General features: G+C 68.5%; 13 protein-coding genes and 1 riboswitch. Of the genes, 9 read left to right on the top strand and 4 right to left on the bottom strand.

Features of this window, described 5'->3' with window-relative positions; translation table 11 throughout:
• Window positions 1-80: 80 nt before the first annotated feature.
• A complete protein-coding gene (gene otsB, locus ACFYXF_RS22025) occupies window positions 81-908 on the top strand; it encodes a trehalose-phosphatase (protein ID WP_389351496.1) in 828 nt (275 codons plus the stop codon).
• Here the strand turns inward: otsB and ACFYXF_RS22030 are convergent.
• Window positions 895-2,304 carry a trehalose-6-phosphate synthase gene (locus ACFYXF_RS22030; protein WP_389351498.1) on the bottom strand — a complete coding sequence of 470 codons (1,410 nt, stop codon included), beginning with the start codon at window positions 2,302-2,304 and terminating at the stop codon, window positions 895-897. The genes otsB and ACFYXF_RS22030 overlap by 14 nt on opposite strands.
• A 99-nt stretch (window positions 2,305-2,403) precedes the next feature.
• Window positions 2,404-3,348, bottom strand: coding sequence for a glucosyl-3-phosphoglycerate synthase (locus tag ACFYXF_RS22035; RefSeq protein WP_389351500.1), 945 nt, complete (start codon window positions 3,346-3,348; stop codon window positions 2,404-2,406).
• 160 nt (window positions 3,349-3,508) lie between these two features.
• Window positions 3,509-3,655, top strand: a riboswitch (SAM riboswitch).
• 17 nt (window positions 3,656-3,672) lie between these two features.
• Between ACFYXF_RS22035 and thrC the strand changes: the two genes are divergently transcribed.
• The 7 genes from thrC to ACFYXF_RS22070 all read left to right on the top strand — a co-directional run bounded on the left by thrC (window position 3,673) and on the right by ACFYXF_RS22070 (window position 11,833).
• Window positions 3,673-4,989, top strand: coding sequence for a threonine synthase (gene thrC / locus ACFYXF_RS22040; protein ID WP_389351501.1), 1,317 nt, complete (start codon window positions 3,673-3,675; stop codon window positions 4,987-4,989).
• 98 nt (window positions 4,990-5,087) lie between these two features.
• The gene (locus tag ACFYXF_RS22045) at window positions 5,088-5,363 is read left to right on the top strand and encodes a MoaD/ThiS family protein (protein ID WP_389351503.1); all 276 of its coding nucleotides are present in this window, start codon (window positions 5,088-5,090) and stop codon (window positions 5,361-5,363) included.
• A 454-nt stretch (window positions 5,364-5,817) separates the two neighbouring features.
• The gene (locus tag ACFYXF_RS22050) at window positions 5,818-6,024 is read left to right on the top strand and encodes a cold-shock protein (RefSeq protein ID WP_019057200.1); all 207 of its coding nucleotides are present in this window, start codon (window positions 5,818-5,820) and stop codon (window positions 6,022-6,024) included.
• A gap of 333 nt (window positions 6,025-6,357) precedes the next feature.
• On the top strand, window positions 6,358-7,980 hold the full coding sequence (groL, locus tag ACFYXF_RS22055) for a chaperonin GroEL (RefSeq protein ID WP_235477236.1): 1,623 nt from the start codon (window positions 6,358-6,360) through the stop codon (window positions 7,978-7,980).
• Between the two features lie 269 nt (window positions 7,981-8,249).
• Window positions 8,250-8,825 (top strand): hypothetical protein, encoded by a 576-nt coding sequence (locus tag ACFYXF_RS22060; protein ID WP_389351506.1) that lies wholly within the window; start codon window positions 8,250-8,252, stop codon window positions 8,823-8,825.
• A 163-nt stretch (window positions 8,826-8,988) separates the two neighbouring features.
• Window positions 8,989-10,122, top strand: coding sequence for an NADH:flavin oxidoreductase (locus tag ACFYXF_RS22065; protein ID WP_389351508.1), 1,134 nt, complete (start codon window positions 8,989-8,991; stop codon window positions 10,120-10,122).
• A 223-nt stretch (window positions 10,123-10,345) separates the two neighbouring features.
• A complete protein-coding gene (locus ACFYXF_RS22070) occupies window positions 10,346-11,833 on the top strand; it encodes a subtype B tannase (protein WP_389351510.1) in 1,488 nt (495 codons plus the stop codon).
• A 75-nt stretch (window positions 11,834-11,908) separates the two neighbouring features.
• Here ACFYXF_RS22070 and ACFYXF_RS22075 read toward each other — a convergent pair whose 3' ends face one another.
• A complete protein-coding gene (locus ACFYXF_RS22075; RefSeq protein ID WP_389351512.1) occupies window positions 11,909-12,595 on the bottom strand; it encodes a TetR/AcrR family transcriptional regulator in 687 nt (228 codons plus the stop codon).
• A gap of 135 nt (window positions 12,596-12,730) precedes the next feature.
• Here ACFYXF_RS22075 and ACFYXF_RS22080 point away from each other — a divergent pair, with 135 nt between their 5' ends.
• The gene (locus ACFYXF_RS22080; RefSeq protein ID WP_389351514.1) at window positions 12,731-13,594 is read left to right on the top strand and encodes an NAD(P)H-binding protein; all 864 of its coding nucleotides are present in this window, start codon (window positions 12,731-12,733) and stop codon (window positions 13,592-13,594) included.
• A gap of 29 nt (window positions 13,595-13,623) precedes the next feature.
• Here the strand turns inward: ACFYXF_RS22080 and ACFYXF_RS22085 are convergent, their stop codons facing one another.
• Entirely contained in the window at window positions 13,624-14,298 is a 675-nt protein-coding gene (locus tag ACFYXF_RS22085) for a Uma2 family endonuclease (RefSeq protein ID WP_389351515.1), read from the bottom strand.
• Window positions 14,299-14,310: the final 12 nt, after the last annotated feature.

A 14,310-nucleotide genomic window follows, 5' to 3' on the forward strand; every position in this document is an offset into this window, starting at 1 on the left:
ACAGCGGGGGTCTGGGGGCGGCAGCCCCCAGGGATGGGAACGGGTAGGGGCGGCGGGGGCGAGGAAGATAGGGTCGGGCCATGGACTCGCTGCCTACGCCCGTGACGCAGGCCGGTCGTGACGGGCTGGACGCCATTCTTCGGCGCCCCACCGGCGCCGTCGTCGTCCTCGACTTCGACGGGACCCTCGCTCCGATCGTCGCCGACCCCGAGCAGGCCCGCGCCCACCCCCGAACCCTCGACGCCCTCTCCACCCTCACCCCCCACATCGCCGCCGTCGCCGTCCTCACCGGCCGCCCCGCCGCCGTCGCCGTCCGACTCGGCGGCCTCGAACACCTCACCGTCCTCGGCCACTACGGCACCGAACGCTGGGACGCCACGACCGGCACGGTCACCGCCCCCGCCCCCCACCCCGGCGTCGCCGCCGTCCGCGCCGAACTCCCTGAGTTCCTCGAACGCCACGGTGCCTCGCAGGGCACCTGGGTCGAGGAGAAGGGGCGGGCCGTCGCCGTCCACACCCGGCGTGCCGCCGATCCGCAGGCCGCCTTCGAGGCCCTACGCGAGCCCCTCGCCGACCTGGCGACCAAGCACGGCCTCATCGTCGAACCCGGCCGCCTCGTACTGGAACTGCGCCCACCCGGCATGGACAAGGGCGTCGCCCTCCAGGAGTACGTCCGCGAGACCGGCGCCACCTCGGTCCTCTACGCCGGCGACGACCTCGGCGACCTCCCGGCGTTCGCGGCGGTGGAGAAGCTCCGCCAGAACGGCATCCCGGGGCTACTGGTGTGCAGCGGCAACAGCACCGAGGAGGTCACGGAACTGGTCGAGCGCGCCGACCTCGTCGTCGACGGGCCCGCCGGTGTCGTACAGCTGCTCCACACCCTCGGGCAGACCCTCACTCGCCCTTGAGCGCGTTCAGCTGGTCCAGGAACCACTGGGCCGGCGGCAGTGCCGTCGCCGCCGCCGCCAGGCGTTTCGTGCGTTCCGCCCGTTCCCCCGACCCCATGTTCAGCGCCTCCTCCAGCGCCCGCGCCGTCTCGACCACGTCGTACGGGTTCACCACGATCGCGTCCTCGCCCAGCTCCTCGTACGCACCCGCCTCCCGCGACAGCACCAGCACGCACCCCTCGTCGGAGACCACCGGGATCTCCTTGGCGACCAGGTTCATGCCGTCGCGGATGGGGTTGACCAGGGCCACGTCCGCCAGGCGGTAGGCCGCCAGGGAGCGGGCGAAGTCGTCCTTCACGTGGAGGACCACCGGGGTCCAGGTCGGGGTGCCGTACGTCGCGTTGATGTCGTCCGCGACCCGCTGCACCTCCGCCGTGTAGTCGCGGTAGACCGCCAGGTCCTGGCGCGACGGGTACGCGAACGCCACGTGCACGACCCGTTCTCGCCACTCCGGGCTGTCCTCCAGCAGCTGCCGGTACGCCAGCAGGCCCCGCACGATGTTCTTCGACAGCTCGGTACGGTCGACCCGGACGATGGTCTTCCGGGATCCGTCAGTCCCGCCGATTTCCTCGCGCAGCGCAGCCATTCGGTCCGCCACGTCCGGCTCGTGTGCGCGTCGGCGCAGGAAGTCCGCGTCCGCGCCCAGGCCGTGCACCCCGATCCGGGTGTCGCCGAGGCCGCCGACCAGGTCCGTGCAGCAGGCGGTGAACGCGTCGGCCCAGCGTTGGGTGAGGAAGCCCAGGCGGTCCGCGCCGAGCATGCCGCGCAGGAGCTGCTCGGAGATGTCGTACGGCAGCATCCGGAAGTAGTCCGCCGGTGCCCACGGCGTGTGCGAGAAGTGGCCGATGCGGAGGTCCGGGCGGAGGGCGCGCAGCATGCCGGGGACCAGGCACAGGTGGTAGTCCTGGACCACCACCGACGCGCCCTCGGCCGCCTCCTTCGCCAGGGCTTCCGCGAACGCGCGGTTGTAGGCCTCGTACGACGCCCACTGGCGCCGGAACTCCGCGTCGAAGACTGGCTCCAGCGGGGTCTGGTACAGCATGTGGTTCACGAACCAGAGCACCGAGTTGGCGATGCCGTTGTACGCGTCCGCGTGCACGTCGGCCGGGATCGCGAGCATCCGTACGCCCGGCTCGCCCTCTCCGCGCCGTACCGCCTCGCGGTCGCCGTCGCCGAGGGCCGAGCAGACCCACAGGGCGCCCGCGTCCGGGCCGATCGCCGAGAGCCCGGAGACCAGCCCGCCGCCACCGCGCCTGGCGTGCAGCGAGCCGTCCTCGCGGACCTCGTACGTGACCGGGCCGCGGTTGGACGCGACCAGCACCCGGTAGCCATCGTGCACACCCTGCGTTGAAGCCATACGCCTCAACCTAGCCCGGCCCGGAAACAATCAAACGTACACACGTACGCCTCAGCCGTATACAAGCCCGCTTCAAGCCCCCAGGGGGCCTGTGCCGGCCTACGCGACCTTCCTTCGCGCGTACTCCGCGATGTCCGCCATCGGCGGGCGTTCCTCCGTGTCCACCGAGTACGTACGCGGCTCGAAACCGTCCTCCCCGCGTTCGAACTGGGTGAGGGAGGGGCGGATGAGGTGGCCCCGGGCCAGCCGGAGCTGGGCCGTGCGGTAGATCGCGGCGGACATCCGGCCCAGGGCCTGTCCGTCCTGGTGGCGGTGCTTGCGCACGCCCACGTCGACCTGGGCCAGCGCGTCCAGGCCGACCAGGTGCAGGGCGTCGATCAGCATGCCCAGCTCCACGCCGTACCCGACGGGGAACGGGAGCTGTTCGAGGAGCGAGCGGCGGGCCGCGTACTCACCGCCGAGCGGCTGGACGAAACCGGCCAGCTGCGGCCAGTGCATGTTCAGGAGGGGGCGGGCCATGAGTTCGGTCACGCGACCGCCCTGACCGGCGGCCTGGCCGAGCGGGCGGTCGTACATCGCCTTGACGAGGTCCACGCCGGGGTCGGTGAGCAGCGGGCCCACGATCCCGGAGACGAAGTCCGACGAGAACTCCTTCAGGTCCGCGTCGATGAAGCAGATGATGTCCCCGCTGGTGACCAGGAGCGAGCGCCACAGGACCTCGCCCTTGCCCGGTACCGCCGGGATGCGCGGCAGGATGTCGTCGCGGTGGACGACCCGGGCGCCCGCCGCGGCGGCCACCTCGGAGGTGCGGTCGGTCGAGCCCGAGTCGATGACGACGATCTCGTCGACGAGGGGGACCTTCAGCATCAGGTCCCGGCGGATGACGGCGACGATCTCGCCGACCGTCGCCTCCTCGTTGAGCGCGGGCAGGACGACACTCACCGTGGCGTTCGAGGAACGCTTCGCGGCGATCAGCTTCTTGAGCGGGCGGTCACCAACGGACCAGGAGCGCGTGCTCAGCCAGCGCTCGACGTTCTCCAGCACGTGCGGCTCTCCCTTGCGTTCTCATGGGAAGCGCGTGATTCGCATCTCGCGGTTCGGACGGCTCCCACCACCATCCAAGCCTTCGGTTACAGTCTTGAACAACGCGGATGACCATCGCATGTCCGAGGTCGTCGGTGTTCACAACCTCACAACTTCATACCGCTCATCCAGAGGGGCAGAGGGATACGGCCCGATGAAGCCCCGGCAACCCTCCAGCCGGTCTTGTCGCATGTCATGCGCGAGGCTGCCGGCTCGGGAAGGTGCCAAATCCGTCTCATGGCGAGATGCGCCATGAGGAAGATGAGGAGAAAGGGCCTCCCCTCCATGGCTGCGCAAACTGTAGCGAGCACCAGCACCACGACTTCTGCCTCCGGCGCCCCCGTCGATCTCGGTCCCGCCGCCGCGCTCTCCTGCCGCGAATGCGGCCACCGTGTCCCGCTCGGTCCGGTGTTCGCCTGCGAGGAGTGTTTCGGCCCGCTGGAGATCGCCTACGACTTCGCCGTCCATTCGGTGGCCGACACCGAAGAGCTCCGTAAGCGCATCGAAGCGGGACCCGCGAACATCTGGCGCTACGCGCCGCTGCTGCCCGTCCCCGCGGACGTGGCGACCAAGCCCAACATCAACCCCGGCTGGACCAAGCTCGTCCAGGCCGACAACCTGGCCCGCGAGCTGGGCGTCGACGCCGGCAAGCTGTTCGTGAAGGACGACTCCGGCAACCCGACGCACTCCTTCAAGGACCGGGTCGTCGCCCAGGCCATCGAGGCCGCCCGCGTCTTCGGCTTCACCACCCTCTCCTGCTCCTCCACGGGCAACCTGGCCGGCGCCGTCGGCGCCGCCGCCGCCCGCGCCGGCTTCCGCTCCTGCGTGTTCATCCCGCACGACCTGGAGCAGGGCAAGGTCGTCATGGCCGCGGTGTACGGCGGTGAGCTGGTCGGCATCGAGGGCAACTACGACGACGTGAACCGCTTCTGCTCCGAGCTGATCGGCGACCCGGCCGGCGAGGGCTGGGGCTTCGTCAACGTCAACCTGCGCCCGTACTACGCGGAGGGCAGCAAGACCCTGGCGTACGAGATCTGCGAGCAGCTCGGCTGGCGGCTGCCCGACCAGCTGGTGATCCCGATCGCCTCCGGGTCGCAGCTCACGAAGATCGACAAGGGGCTCCAGGAGCTGATCAAGCTCGGGCTCGTCGAGGACAGGCCGTACAAGATCTTCGGGGCGCAGGCGGAGGGGTGCTCGCCGGTGTCCGTGGCGTACAAGGCGGGGCATGACGTCGTACGGCCGCAGAAGCCCAACACGATCGCGAAGTCGCTTGCGATCGGGAATCCCGCGGACGGGCCGTACGTGCTGGATATCGCGCGGCGGACCGGTGGGGCTGTCGAGGACGTCAATGACGAGCAGGTCGTCGACGCGATTCGGTTGCTTGCGCGGACCGAGGGGATCTTCGCGGAGACCGCCGGTGGGGTGACTGTGGGTGTGGCGAAGAAGCTGATCGAGAATGGGTTGCTGGACCCGACCCTCACGACCGTCGTGCTCAACACCGGGGACGGGCTCAAGACGTTGGACGCTGTGGCCGACACCGGGCTCACCGCGACGATTCGGCCCAGTCTTGAGTCGTTCCGGGAAGCTGGGCTTGCTTCTTAAGAGGTAAGAGGTCGTTGTTCGTCTGCGGGCCTGTGGGGGCTGGTCGCGCAGTTCCCCGCGCCCCTTCAGGGCGCCCCACTGACCGGAGGTTGAAAGTCATGAGCGTTAGCGTCCGCATCCCCACCATCCTGCGCACGTACACCGGAGGCCAGGCCGAGGTGACGGCCGAAGGCGGGACCCTTGCCGAGGTCATCGCCGATCTGGAGGAGAAGCACACGGGGATCGCCGCCCGGGTGCTCGATGATCAGGGCAAGCTGCGGCGGTTCGTCAATGTGTACGTCAATGACGACGACGTCCGGTTCGAGCAGGGGCTGGAGACGGTGACGCCGGACGGTGCGGGTGTGTCGATCATTCCCGCTGTCGCGGGCGGCTGATCAAACCGCTTGATACCCGTCAGTAGTAACCGTCGGTAACTTTGATTACCGAGAGTTCATCGAATTGCCCCCTCCGTGAGAGAAGCGGAGGGGGCAATTCTGTATGGTTGAGCGGGGTACAGTTGGGGAAGCCCCACCACTTCGCTTGCCGCACGAGTGTTAATTCCTGCCGCGCACCCATTGAGAAGTAGCCAAAGTGTGCAGGCCTTTTGCGTTTTTTGCTCCCTTTGTGGGGCCCGACTTGCCCTGAATTCGCGTGAATTCTCCGCATATTCCATGACCTGGTGTGCCCGGATTTCTCGTCCGATTGACCTGTTGCAGAGGGCAGTTGGACAGATACATTCGGCCGCGGTCGACGCGTTCCGGCGCACACCCCCACCGGTTGGGGGGTGAGGTCTGACCCGGATCCGCGAAGTGCGGATCCGTGCAAGGGCCAGTAATAGGGGAGTTAGGCATGGCTCAGGGCACCGTCAAGTGGTTCAACGCGGAGAAGGGGTACGGCTTCATCGCGGTCGACGGTGGTGCGGATGTTTTCGTCCACTACAGCGCGATTCAGATGGACGGCTACCGCACCCTCGAGGAAGGTCAGCGGGTCGATTTCGAGATCTCGCAGGGCCAGAAGGGGCCGCAGGCGGACATGGTCCGTCTGGCGACCAGCTGAAGCACGCGCCGGCGCACCGCAGCGACGTTCTTCTTCCTTCATCGAAGGATTCGAAGGGCTCGTACCCCGTGGGACCTCACGGGGTACGGGCCCTTCGGCGTGCCTGGGCGTCCCCCTGTTCACCTGCGGATCTTCGAGAGCCGCTTGCACTCGACAGGGGCGAGTGCTAATCATTGGCGTTAGCACTCTGAAGGTGAGAGTGATAACGAAGGACCGGGTCGGTGAGGCCCGCAGGCCAGGTGGTGCAAGGAACCATCGGGGCAGGCTGGCCGTCCGTCGCGGGCGCCAACGCGGTCCGGAGCAATCCACCCCAGTCCGGGAGGACCACTTCACATGGCCAAGATCATCGCGTTCGACGAGGAGGCACGGCGCGGTCTCGAGCGCGGGATGAACCAGCTCGCCGACGCCGTCAAGGTCACCCTTGGCCCCAAGGGCCGCAACGTCGTCCTCGAGAAGAAGTGGGGCGCCCCCACGATCACCAACGATGGTGTTTCCATCGCCAAGGAGATCGAGCTTGAGGACCCGTACGAGAAGATCGGCGCCGAGCTGGTCAAGGAAGTCGCGAAGAAGACGGACGACGTAGCCGGCGACGGCACGACGACCGCGACCGTCCTGGCCCAGGCGCTGGTCAAGGAAGGTCTGCGCAACGTGGCCGCGGGTGCGAACCCGATGGCCCTGAAGCGCGGTATCGAGAAGGCCGTCGAGGCCGTCTCCGGTGCGCTGCTCGACCAGGCCAAGGAGGTCGAGACCAAGGAGCAGATCGCTTCGACCGCCTCCATCTCCGCCGCCGACACGCAGATCGGCGAGCTCATCGCCGAGGCGATGGACAAGGTCGGCAAGGAAGGCGTCATCACCGTCGAGGAGTCCCAGACCTTCGGTCTGGAGCTGGAACTCACCGAGGGCATGCGCTTCGACAAGGGCTACATCTCGGCGTACTTCGCGACCGACATGGAGCGCATGGAGGCGTCGCTCGAGGACCCCTACATCCTCATCGCCAACTCCAAGATCTCCTCGGTCAAGGACCTGCTTCCGCTCCTGGAGAAGGTCATGCAGTCGGGCAAGCCGCTGCTGATCATCGCCGAGGACGTGGAGGGCGAGGCCCTCTCGACCCTGGTCGTCAACAAGATCCGCGGGACCTTCAAGTCCGTCGCGGTCAAGGCCCCGGGCTTCGGCGACCGCCGCAAGGCGATGCTGAACGACATCGCGATCCTCACGGGTGGCGAGGTCATCTCCGAGGAGGTCGGTCTCAAGCTGGAGAACACCTCCCTGGACCTCCTGGGCCGGGCGCGCAAGGTCGTCATCACCAAGGACGAGACGACGATCGTCGACGGCGGCGGCTCCGCCGACCAGGTCGCCGGCCGGGTCAACCAGATCCGCGCCGAGATCGAGAACAGCGACTCGGACTACGACCGCGAGAAGCTCCAGGAGCGCCTGGCGAAGCTCGCGGGCGGCGTGGCCGTCATCAAGGCCGGTGCCGCGACCGAGGTCGAGCTCAAGGAGCGCAAGCACCGCATCGAGGACGCCGTTCGCAACGCGAAGGCGGCCGTCGAGGAGGGCATCGTCGCCGGTGGTGGCGTGGCTCTGCTGCAGGCCTCCTCGGTCTTCGAGAAGCTGGAGCTGACGGGTGACGAGGCGACCGGCGCGAACGCCGTGCGGCTCGCCCTGGAGGCCCCGCTCAAGCAGATCGCCGTCAACGGTGGCCTCGAGGGCGGCGTCATCGTCGAGAAGGTGCGCAACCTTCCCGTCGGCCACGGCCTCAACGCCGCGACCGGTGAGTACGTCGACATGATCGCCGAGGGCATCATCGACCCGGCGAAGGTGACGCGCTCCGCGCTGCAGAACGCGGCGTCCATCGCCGCGCTCTTCCTCACCACCGAGGCCGTCATCGCCGACAAGCCGGAGAAGGCCGCGGCCCCGGCCGGCGGCGGCATGCCGGGCGGTGACATGGACTTCTGATCCTTCAGGGGATCGGCAGTTCATCGCGTACGAGTTCGAGGGCGGTACCTCTCTTCAAGAGGGGTGCCGCCCTCGGGCGTTTGCGGGACCATTGACGGGTGCTGTTCGGGGGAACTGGCGGAAGACGCGGCGGTTGGTTTTCGGGGGGATCCAAGGGTCCTGGCCAACCGGGGCCGCCTCCCGAGCCCGCGCCCGAGACGTCCCTGCCGGAGCGGGCGCCGCTGAAGGGGCGAGGGGTTCATACGGCGTTCGTGGGGGCGGGGCTCGGGGTGGTCGGCGCGGTGCTTGCCTGGCTGGTCGTCGGATTGTTGGGGACGGCGGCCGGACCGATTGCGGGGGGCGGTTCCGATCCGTCGGTCATCGGGATCTCGCCCTTGCCCGATCAGACGTATGCGGATGTCGATCCGACGCCCGGGGATGCCGAACCAATTCCCTCGGCTTATCCGGCTCCACCGCCTGGAGCGGGATACATCTTCTACGAGGACTACGTGTCCTTGGACCCGTTGTCGCCGCTCGATCTCGACGAGGCTCCGCCGTGGACCGACGAGTCGGGAGACGTGGAAGTCGTCCTGGACGGCAACGGCACGTACGTCACGGGACCGTCGGCACAGGCTTTGGTGAAGGCGCCGTCCGGCGTGTACATCCCGTCGCCGGACGGGTGCGCCGAACTGCTCGCCGATGACGGTCAGAGGCGGTCCGCCGTTCCGGTGTTTCCGGACGACACCGTCTGTCTCCGGACCGACGAGGGGCGTATAGCCCGCCTGTTCGTCCAATACGTGCTTCCTGATGGCCGGGTGGAGGTCTGGGCGACCGTCTGGACCCCCGACGCCCCACCCACGGAGTGACCGCGCCCCGGAGGCAGTGGCCCGGATCACAGTGAGTCGTGCCCGGGTACCGGAATGAGCGGACGCTCAGCGGTAGTTGATGCGCATGCATGCACATGGGCCCAGCCCTGTGCGTCAACCGCACCTCCGCTTGCTTCCTGTCCCCCTCCCTAGGAGTCCCCACGTGACAGCCCCCGCCCCCGCCCACACCTCCCGCGCGGCCCAGATCCTCGCCCGGCCCCTCACGGTGAACGGGCTGACCGTGCCGAACCGGATCGTGATGGCGCCGATGACGCGCAGCTTCTCGCCGGGGGGTGTGCCCGGCGACGACGTGGCCTCGTACTACTCGCGTCGGGCCGGTGCGGGCGTCGGTCTGATCGTCACCGAGGGGACGTACGTCGGGCACGACTCCGCCGGGCAGAGCGACAGCATCCCCCGTTTCCACGGCGAGGAGCAGCTCGCGGGGTGGGCGAAGGTCGCCGAGGCCGTGCACGCGGCCGGCGGGAAGATCGTGCCGCAGCTGTGGCACATCGGCATGACCAGGGAGGCCGGGCAGCCCCCGTACGCCGACGCCCCGCCCGTCGGCCCGTCCGGGCTGCGCCTTGACGGCACCGTCGGTACCGGCGGCAAGGCGATGACGCAGGACGACCTGGACGACGTCATCGACGCGTTCGTCGAGGCCGCGGTGGCCGCCGAGCGCATCGGCTTCGACGGGGTCGAACTGCACGGCGCCCACGGCTACCTGATCGACCAGTTCCTGTGGGCCGGCACCAACCGCCGCACGGACGCGTACGGGGGTGACCCGGTCGCCCGTACGAAGTTCGCGGCGGAGATCGTGGCCGCCGTACGCGAGGCCGTGTCCGCGAGCTTCCCGATCATCTTCCGGTACTCCCAGTGGAAGGGCCCCATCTACGACGCCCGTATCGCCGGGACCCCCGAGGAGCTGGAGTCGATCCTGACCCCGCTCGCGGCGGCCGGCGTCGACGCCTTCCACGCGTCCACGCGCCGCTACTGGCTCCCGGAGTTCGACGGCTCCGACCTCAACCTGGCCGGCTGGACGAAGAAGCTCACCGGCAGGCCGACCGTCACCGTCGGCTCGGTCGGCCTCGACGGCGACTTCATGCGTGGCTTCGCGGGCGAGGGCGCGCCGCTCAAGAGCATCGACGACCTGCTGGACCGCCTGGAGAACGAGGAGTTCGACCTGGTCGCGGTCGGCCGCGCGCTGCTCCAGGACCCGGAGTGGGCGGCGAAGGTGCTGGAGGGCAGGACCGGTGAGCTGAAGGCGTACGACGCGTCGGCGCTGGGTTCGCTGAGCTGATCCAGGCCCGCCCGGCAGGGTGAACCGATCGCCCGCGGAGACGGTCCGATGCCGTCCGCAGGATTCCGCCAAAATTGCTGACAATTTTGTGGGCGATTGGTTCGCTTTGCTGGCCGCTTGTCGGCCACCCGCCTCCCCCTTCACCGGAGACACACAGAAAACCTTAAGAAACGGCTGTTGAACTGTGCGGCGTCCGAACGAGCCGCGAAGACAGGAGACAGCGATGAAGCGCAGGTCAGTGGTCATGGGACTCACGGCCGCGGCTGTTGCGATGCCCACGGTCGGATTCGCCTCCAGTGCCCGAACCGCGTCCCTGGTCTTCGACCCGGCCGCCCACACCGAGCAGACGGTCACCGTCACGGACACGACCGGTACCGCCCACGAGGTGGTCTACCGCTTCTACAAGGTCGCCTCCTACGTGGCGAACCCGGTCGACGCGACCTACCAGTCCCTGAACGTCTGCGAGCCGGTGCGGATCGACGGCGCGACGGTCGACGCGAGCGGGGCGCCGATCCTCCTGGCGAACGCAGTCGGCGGCTACATGCCGTCCTCGGTGTCGGCCAAGACCGGCATCACCGCCACCGGAATGGGCGGCACCACCACCCGCCAGGCGCTCGCGCTGGCCGCCGGGTACGTGGTCGTGGAACCGGGAGCGCGGGGCCGTACCCTCGTCGACGCGACGACGGGCGTCTACTACGGTGTTGCGCCGGCCGCGATCGTCGATCTCAAGGCCGCCGTACGGTACTTGAAGTCCAACAAGGGGCGGGTGCCCGGGAACGTGCACCGGATCTTCTCGTCGGGTGTCAGCGCGGGCGGGGCCCTGTCGTCACTCCTGGGCGCGTCCGGCGACAGCCCGCTGTACGAGCCGTATCTGGAGGCGATCGGGGCGGCCGACGCGAGCGACGCGATCTTCGGGACCGGGGCGTGGTGTCCGATCACGGACCTCGAACACGCGGACATGGCGTACGAGTGGTGCTGGGGGACGAACCCGCTGGGCAGCGGCGCGCTGGCGGACCGGACGCTGTCGGCCGAGCTGAGCACGGCGTACGGCGAACACGTGGCGTCGCTCGGCCTGCGGGCGAAGGGGTACGGCAGACTCACGGCCCGCAACCTCGACGACTACCTCCTCAAGACGTTCATGGAACCGTCGGCGACGAAGTACCTGACGGCCCTGTCGGACGAGGCCCGCGCGACCTACCTGGCCGCGAACCCGTTCATCAACTGGTCCGGCGGCAGGGCGAGCTTCACCTGGGCGGACTTCCTCACCCACGTGGGCGCGCGGAAGAAGAACGTGCCGTCCTTCGACACCTTCGACATGGCCAGCCCCGAGAACAACCTCTTCGGTACGGGAACCACCCGGGCCCGCCACTTCACCCTCTGGAGCCTCCGCCACGAGAACGGCGACAGCGCCCGCCTCGACGCGGACATCCCCGAGAAGCTCGCCCTGATGAACCCGATGCACCACCTCGCCGACAAGGCCAACGCCAAGCGCTCCAAGCACTGGTGGATCCGCCTCGGCACAAAGGACACGGACACGTCCCACACGGTCGCGGGCAATCTGCACGCGCGGCTGGAGCAGTTGGGGGACGACGTGGACACGTCGTACTACTGGGACGCGGGGCATGGGGCGGATCAGGATCCGGGGGATTTTGTGACGTGGATCGGTGAGGTGTCGGGTTACTCGAAGGGGCGGGGCGCCGGGGCGAGTTGAGGAAGCGGCTCAGTAGGTTCGACCGGTCCGTCGTCGGTCGGTCGGCCGCCCGCCCTGCTGATGCACGGTGCTGGATCAGCGTCGCAGCCATTCGTCGAGAAGCGCGGCCTCGGCTTTGCTGAGGCTGGGCAGTTCCGGCAGGAGGGTGCGGAAGGCCGCGACGACGGCCGCCGGGTCCTGGGTGGGGACGGCGGGCTCGTCCGTGAGGATGGCGCGGGCGATCGCGTCGAAGGCGGCGTCGGCCAGGTGCGGGTCGCTCTGCTCCGGTGGCAGGGTCAGCAGGGTGTGGACGGTTCCGATGCCCGCCGAGCGGATGAGGTTGACGGCGCGTTCCTCGCTCACTCGAAGCCGCCCGGCGGCGGCGATTCTGTGCACACGCTCGGCGAGGATCAGCACACCCTTGACCTGTGCCGGGGTGTCGCGTGCGCGGGCCGGGTCGAGCAACAGGCCGTAGACGTACGGGTTGGCCAGGCCAAAACTGATCTGCGTGTTCCAGCCGGCGCGGAGATCTTCCACAGGGTCGTCCGAGGGCGCGGTGGTCTGCTTGCTCGCCACATGTTCGGCGAAGAGACGCTCCGCGGCGGCGTCCAGCAGGTCGTCCTTGTCCTGGAAGAAGCGGTAGAGGGCGGGAGGCTGAAGCCCGGCCTCCTGGGCCACGCGGCGGGTGGTCACCGCGGCCGGCCCCTGGTCGCGCAGCAGGTCGGCCGCGGTCTTCAGGATGCGGTCCCGGGTGATGTCCCGCCGCTGCGTGGTCGATGCCATGGAGACGATGGTATCGCTGATACCACCAAGCCTTCCTCGGTCAATCTCTGGATGAGTGTACGTGGATGCATCCAACGGAAATATCAGTGTTACCGTTATTTCAATTCCGTTGGAAACAACCTCCTGGAGTCACCGATGCTGATCGTCACGGGAGCCACCGGCCACCTCGGGTCGCTGATCGTCAACCGTCTGCTCAAGCGGGTACCGGCCGACAGGATCGGCGTCAGTGTGCGCGACGTGAGCAAGGCGGCCGACCTTGCCGAGCGCGGCGTCCGGGTCCGAGCGGGAGACTTCACCGAACCCGACAGCCTGAAGCACGCCTTCGAGGATGCTGAGCGCGTCCTGGTCGTCTCCGCGGCCATTCGGGGCGACGGCGCGTCGGCCGCCAACAGGGCCGCCATCGACGCGGCACGGGAGGCGGGCGCCCGAGGCATCCTGTACACCAGCCACCAGGCCGCCTCTCCCGTGTCGCTCTTCCCGCCGCAGAAGGTCCACGCGGCCACCGAGGAGCACCTCAAGCGGCAAGGAGTCCCCTACACCGCTCTTCGCAACGGGTTCTACGCCTCCACCCTGGGCCACTACATCGGCGCGGCGCTGGAGACCGGCACGCTCGCCGTGCCGCAGGACGGCCCGGTGTCCTGGACGGCCCACGAGGACCTGGCGGAAGCCGCGGCCCTCGCCCTGGCCGAGGACGGCGCACTCGACGGGATCACGCCGCCGCTGACAGCGCCCCACACACTGGACTTCGCCGACGTCGCCGAAATCCTCAGCCGCATCACCGGCCGGACCATCACCCGGGTCGTCATGGACGACGACGAGTGGACATCGGCGGCGGTCGCCGGCGGGATGCCTCGGCCGGCTGCGGAGTTCTCCTTGACGATGTTCGCGGCATCGCGCAATGGCGAGTTCAACGCCACCGATCCCACCCTGGAAACCGTCATCGGTCACCCCGCGAAGACCGTCCACGAGGTCCTGGAGGCCGCCTTGCGCTCCCGGTGAACACTCCTGGTCAAGGTGCTGGCGGCGAGTCAGCCGGCGTAGTCCTTGAGTTTCTCGGTGTCGAGGGTGACGTTCACGGGGGCGGGGAGTTCGATCACGGCTCCGTACGGGTACGAAGGGTGCTGCTGGTAGGTCCCGTTCTTCGGCTCGCTGTACACGACCAGGGTGTCGTTGTCCCGGTCGATCAGCAGATAGACCGGGATGCCTGCCTCCGCGTAGCCGCGCACCTTGTCGATGCGGTCTCGTCGGTCGGTGTCGCGGTCGTGGGAGGTGACTTCCACGACCATGAGGACACCCTCCGGCGAGGCCCAGTTCTTGTCCTCGGCGATGAAGTGATCCAACGGAGCCAACGCGGCGTCCGCCGTGGCGTTCCCTTTGCGGTAGGCGCCGATCTTGAGGTCCTGTTCGTGGTACATGGCGAGTTCGGGGCGCAGTTGCATGAACAGCCGAATGAGCCACACCACAATGGCCCTGTGGCGGTTGTCCGGCAACGGCTTGACCTCTAGCTTTCCGTCGATGAGTTCGAGCTTCACGCCCTCGGGAGCCCTACGGGCGAGCTCCTCGAAGTCCTCGACCTCGATGTGATCGCCCTTGACGTACAGCCGTCCATCGAGGAATTCGAGCTGTACGTTCTCGGGGGCCTTACCGGCCAGCTCCTCGAAGTCCTCTCGGGACATCTGCGGGCGCCTGGTGCCAAAGGTCATGGTGGGCTCGCC

This window comes from Streptomyces sp. NPDC002680 (genome assembly GCF_042889145.1).
Taxonomy (GTDB): Bacteria; Actinomycetota; Actinomycetes; order Streptomycetales; family Streptomycetaceae; genus Streptomyces; species Streptomyces adonidis.

Excerpts from the sequence above, each read along its gene's own strand:
- ACFYXF_RS22075 (WP_389351512.1), bottom strand. The coding sequence starts at position 12,595 with ATGGCATCGACCACGCAGCGGCGGGACATCACCCGGGACCGCATCCTG.
- groL (WP_235477236.1), top strand. The coding sequence starts at position 6,358 with ATGGCCAAGATCATCGCGTTCGACGAGGAGGCACGGCGCGGTCTCGAG.
- otsB (WP_389351496.1), top strand. The coding sequence starts at position 81 with ATGGACTCGCTGCCTACGCCCGTGACGCAGGCCGGTCGTGACGGGCTG.
- ACFYXF_RS22070 (WP_389351510.1), top strand. The coding sequence starts at position 10,346 with ATGAAGCGCAGGTCAGTGGTCATGGGACTCACGGCCGCGGCTGTTGCG.
- ACFYXF_RS22030 (WP_389351498.1), bottom strand. The coding sequence starts at position 2,304 with ATGGCTTCAACGCAGGGTGTGCACGATGGCTACCGGGTGCTGGTCGCG.
- ACFYXF_RS22080 (WP_389351514.1), top strand. The coding sequence starts at position 12,731 with ATGCTGATCGTCACGGGAGCCACCGGCCACCTCGGGTCGCTGATCGTC.
- ACFYXF_RS22050 (WP_019057200.1), top strand. The coding sequence starts at position 5,818 with ATGGCTCAGGGCACCGTCAAGTGGTTCAACGCGGAGAAGGGGTACGGC.
- thrC (WP_389351501.1), top strand. The coding sequence starts at position 3,673 with ATGGCTGCGCAAACTGTAGCGAGCACCAGCACCACGACTTCTGCCTCC.
- ACFYXF_RS22085 (WP_389351515.1), bottom strand. The coding sequence starts at position 14,298 with ATGACCTTTGGCACCAGGCGCCCGCAGATGTCCCGAGAGGACTTCGAG.
- ACFYXF_RS22045 (WP_389351503.1), top strand. The coding sequence starts at position 5,088 with ATGAGCGTTAGCGTCCGCATCCCCACCATCCTGCGCACGTACACCGGA.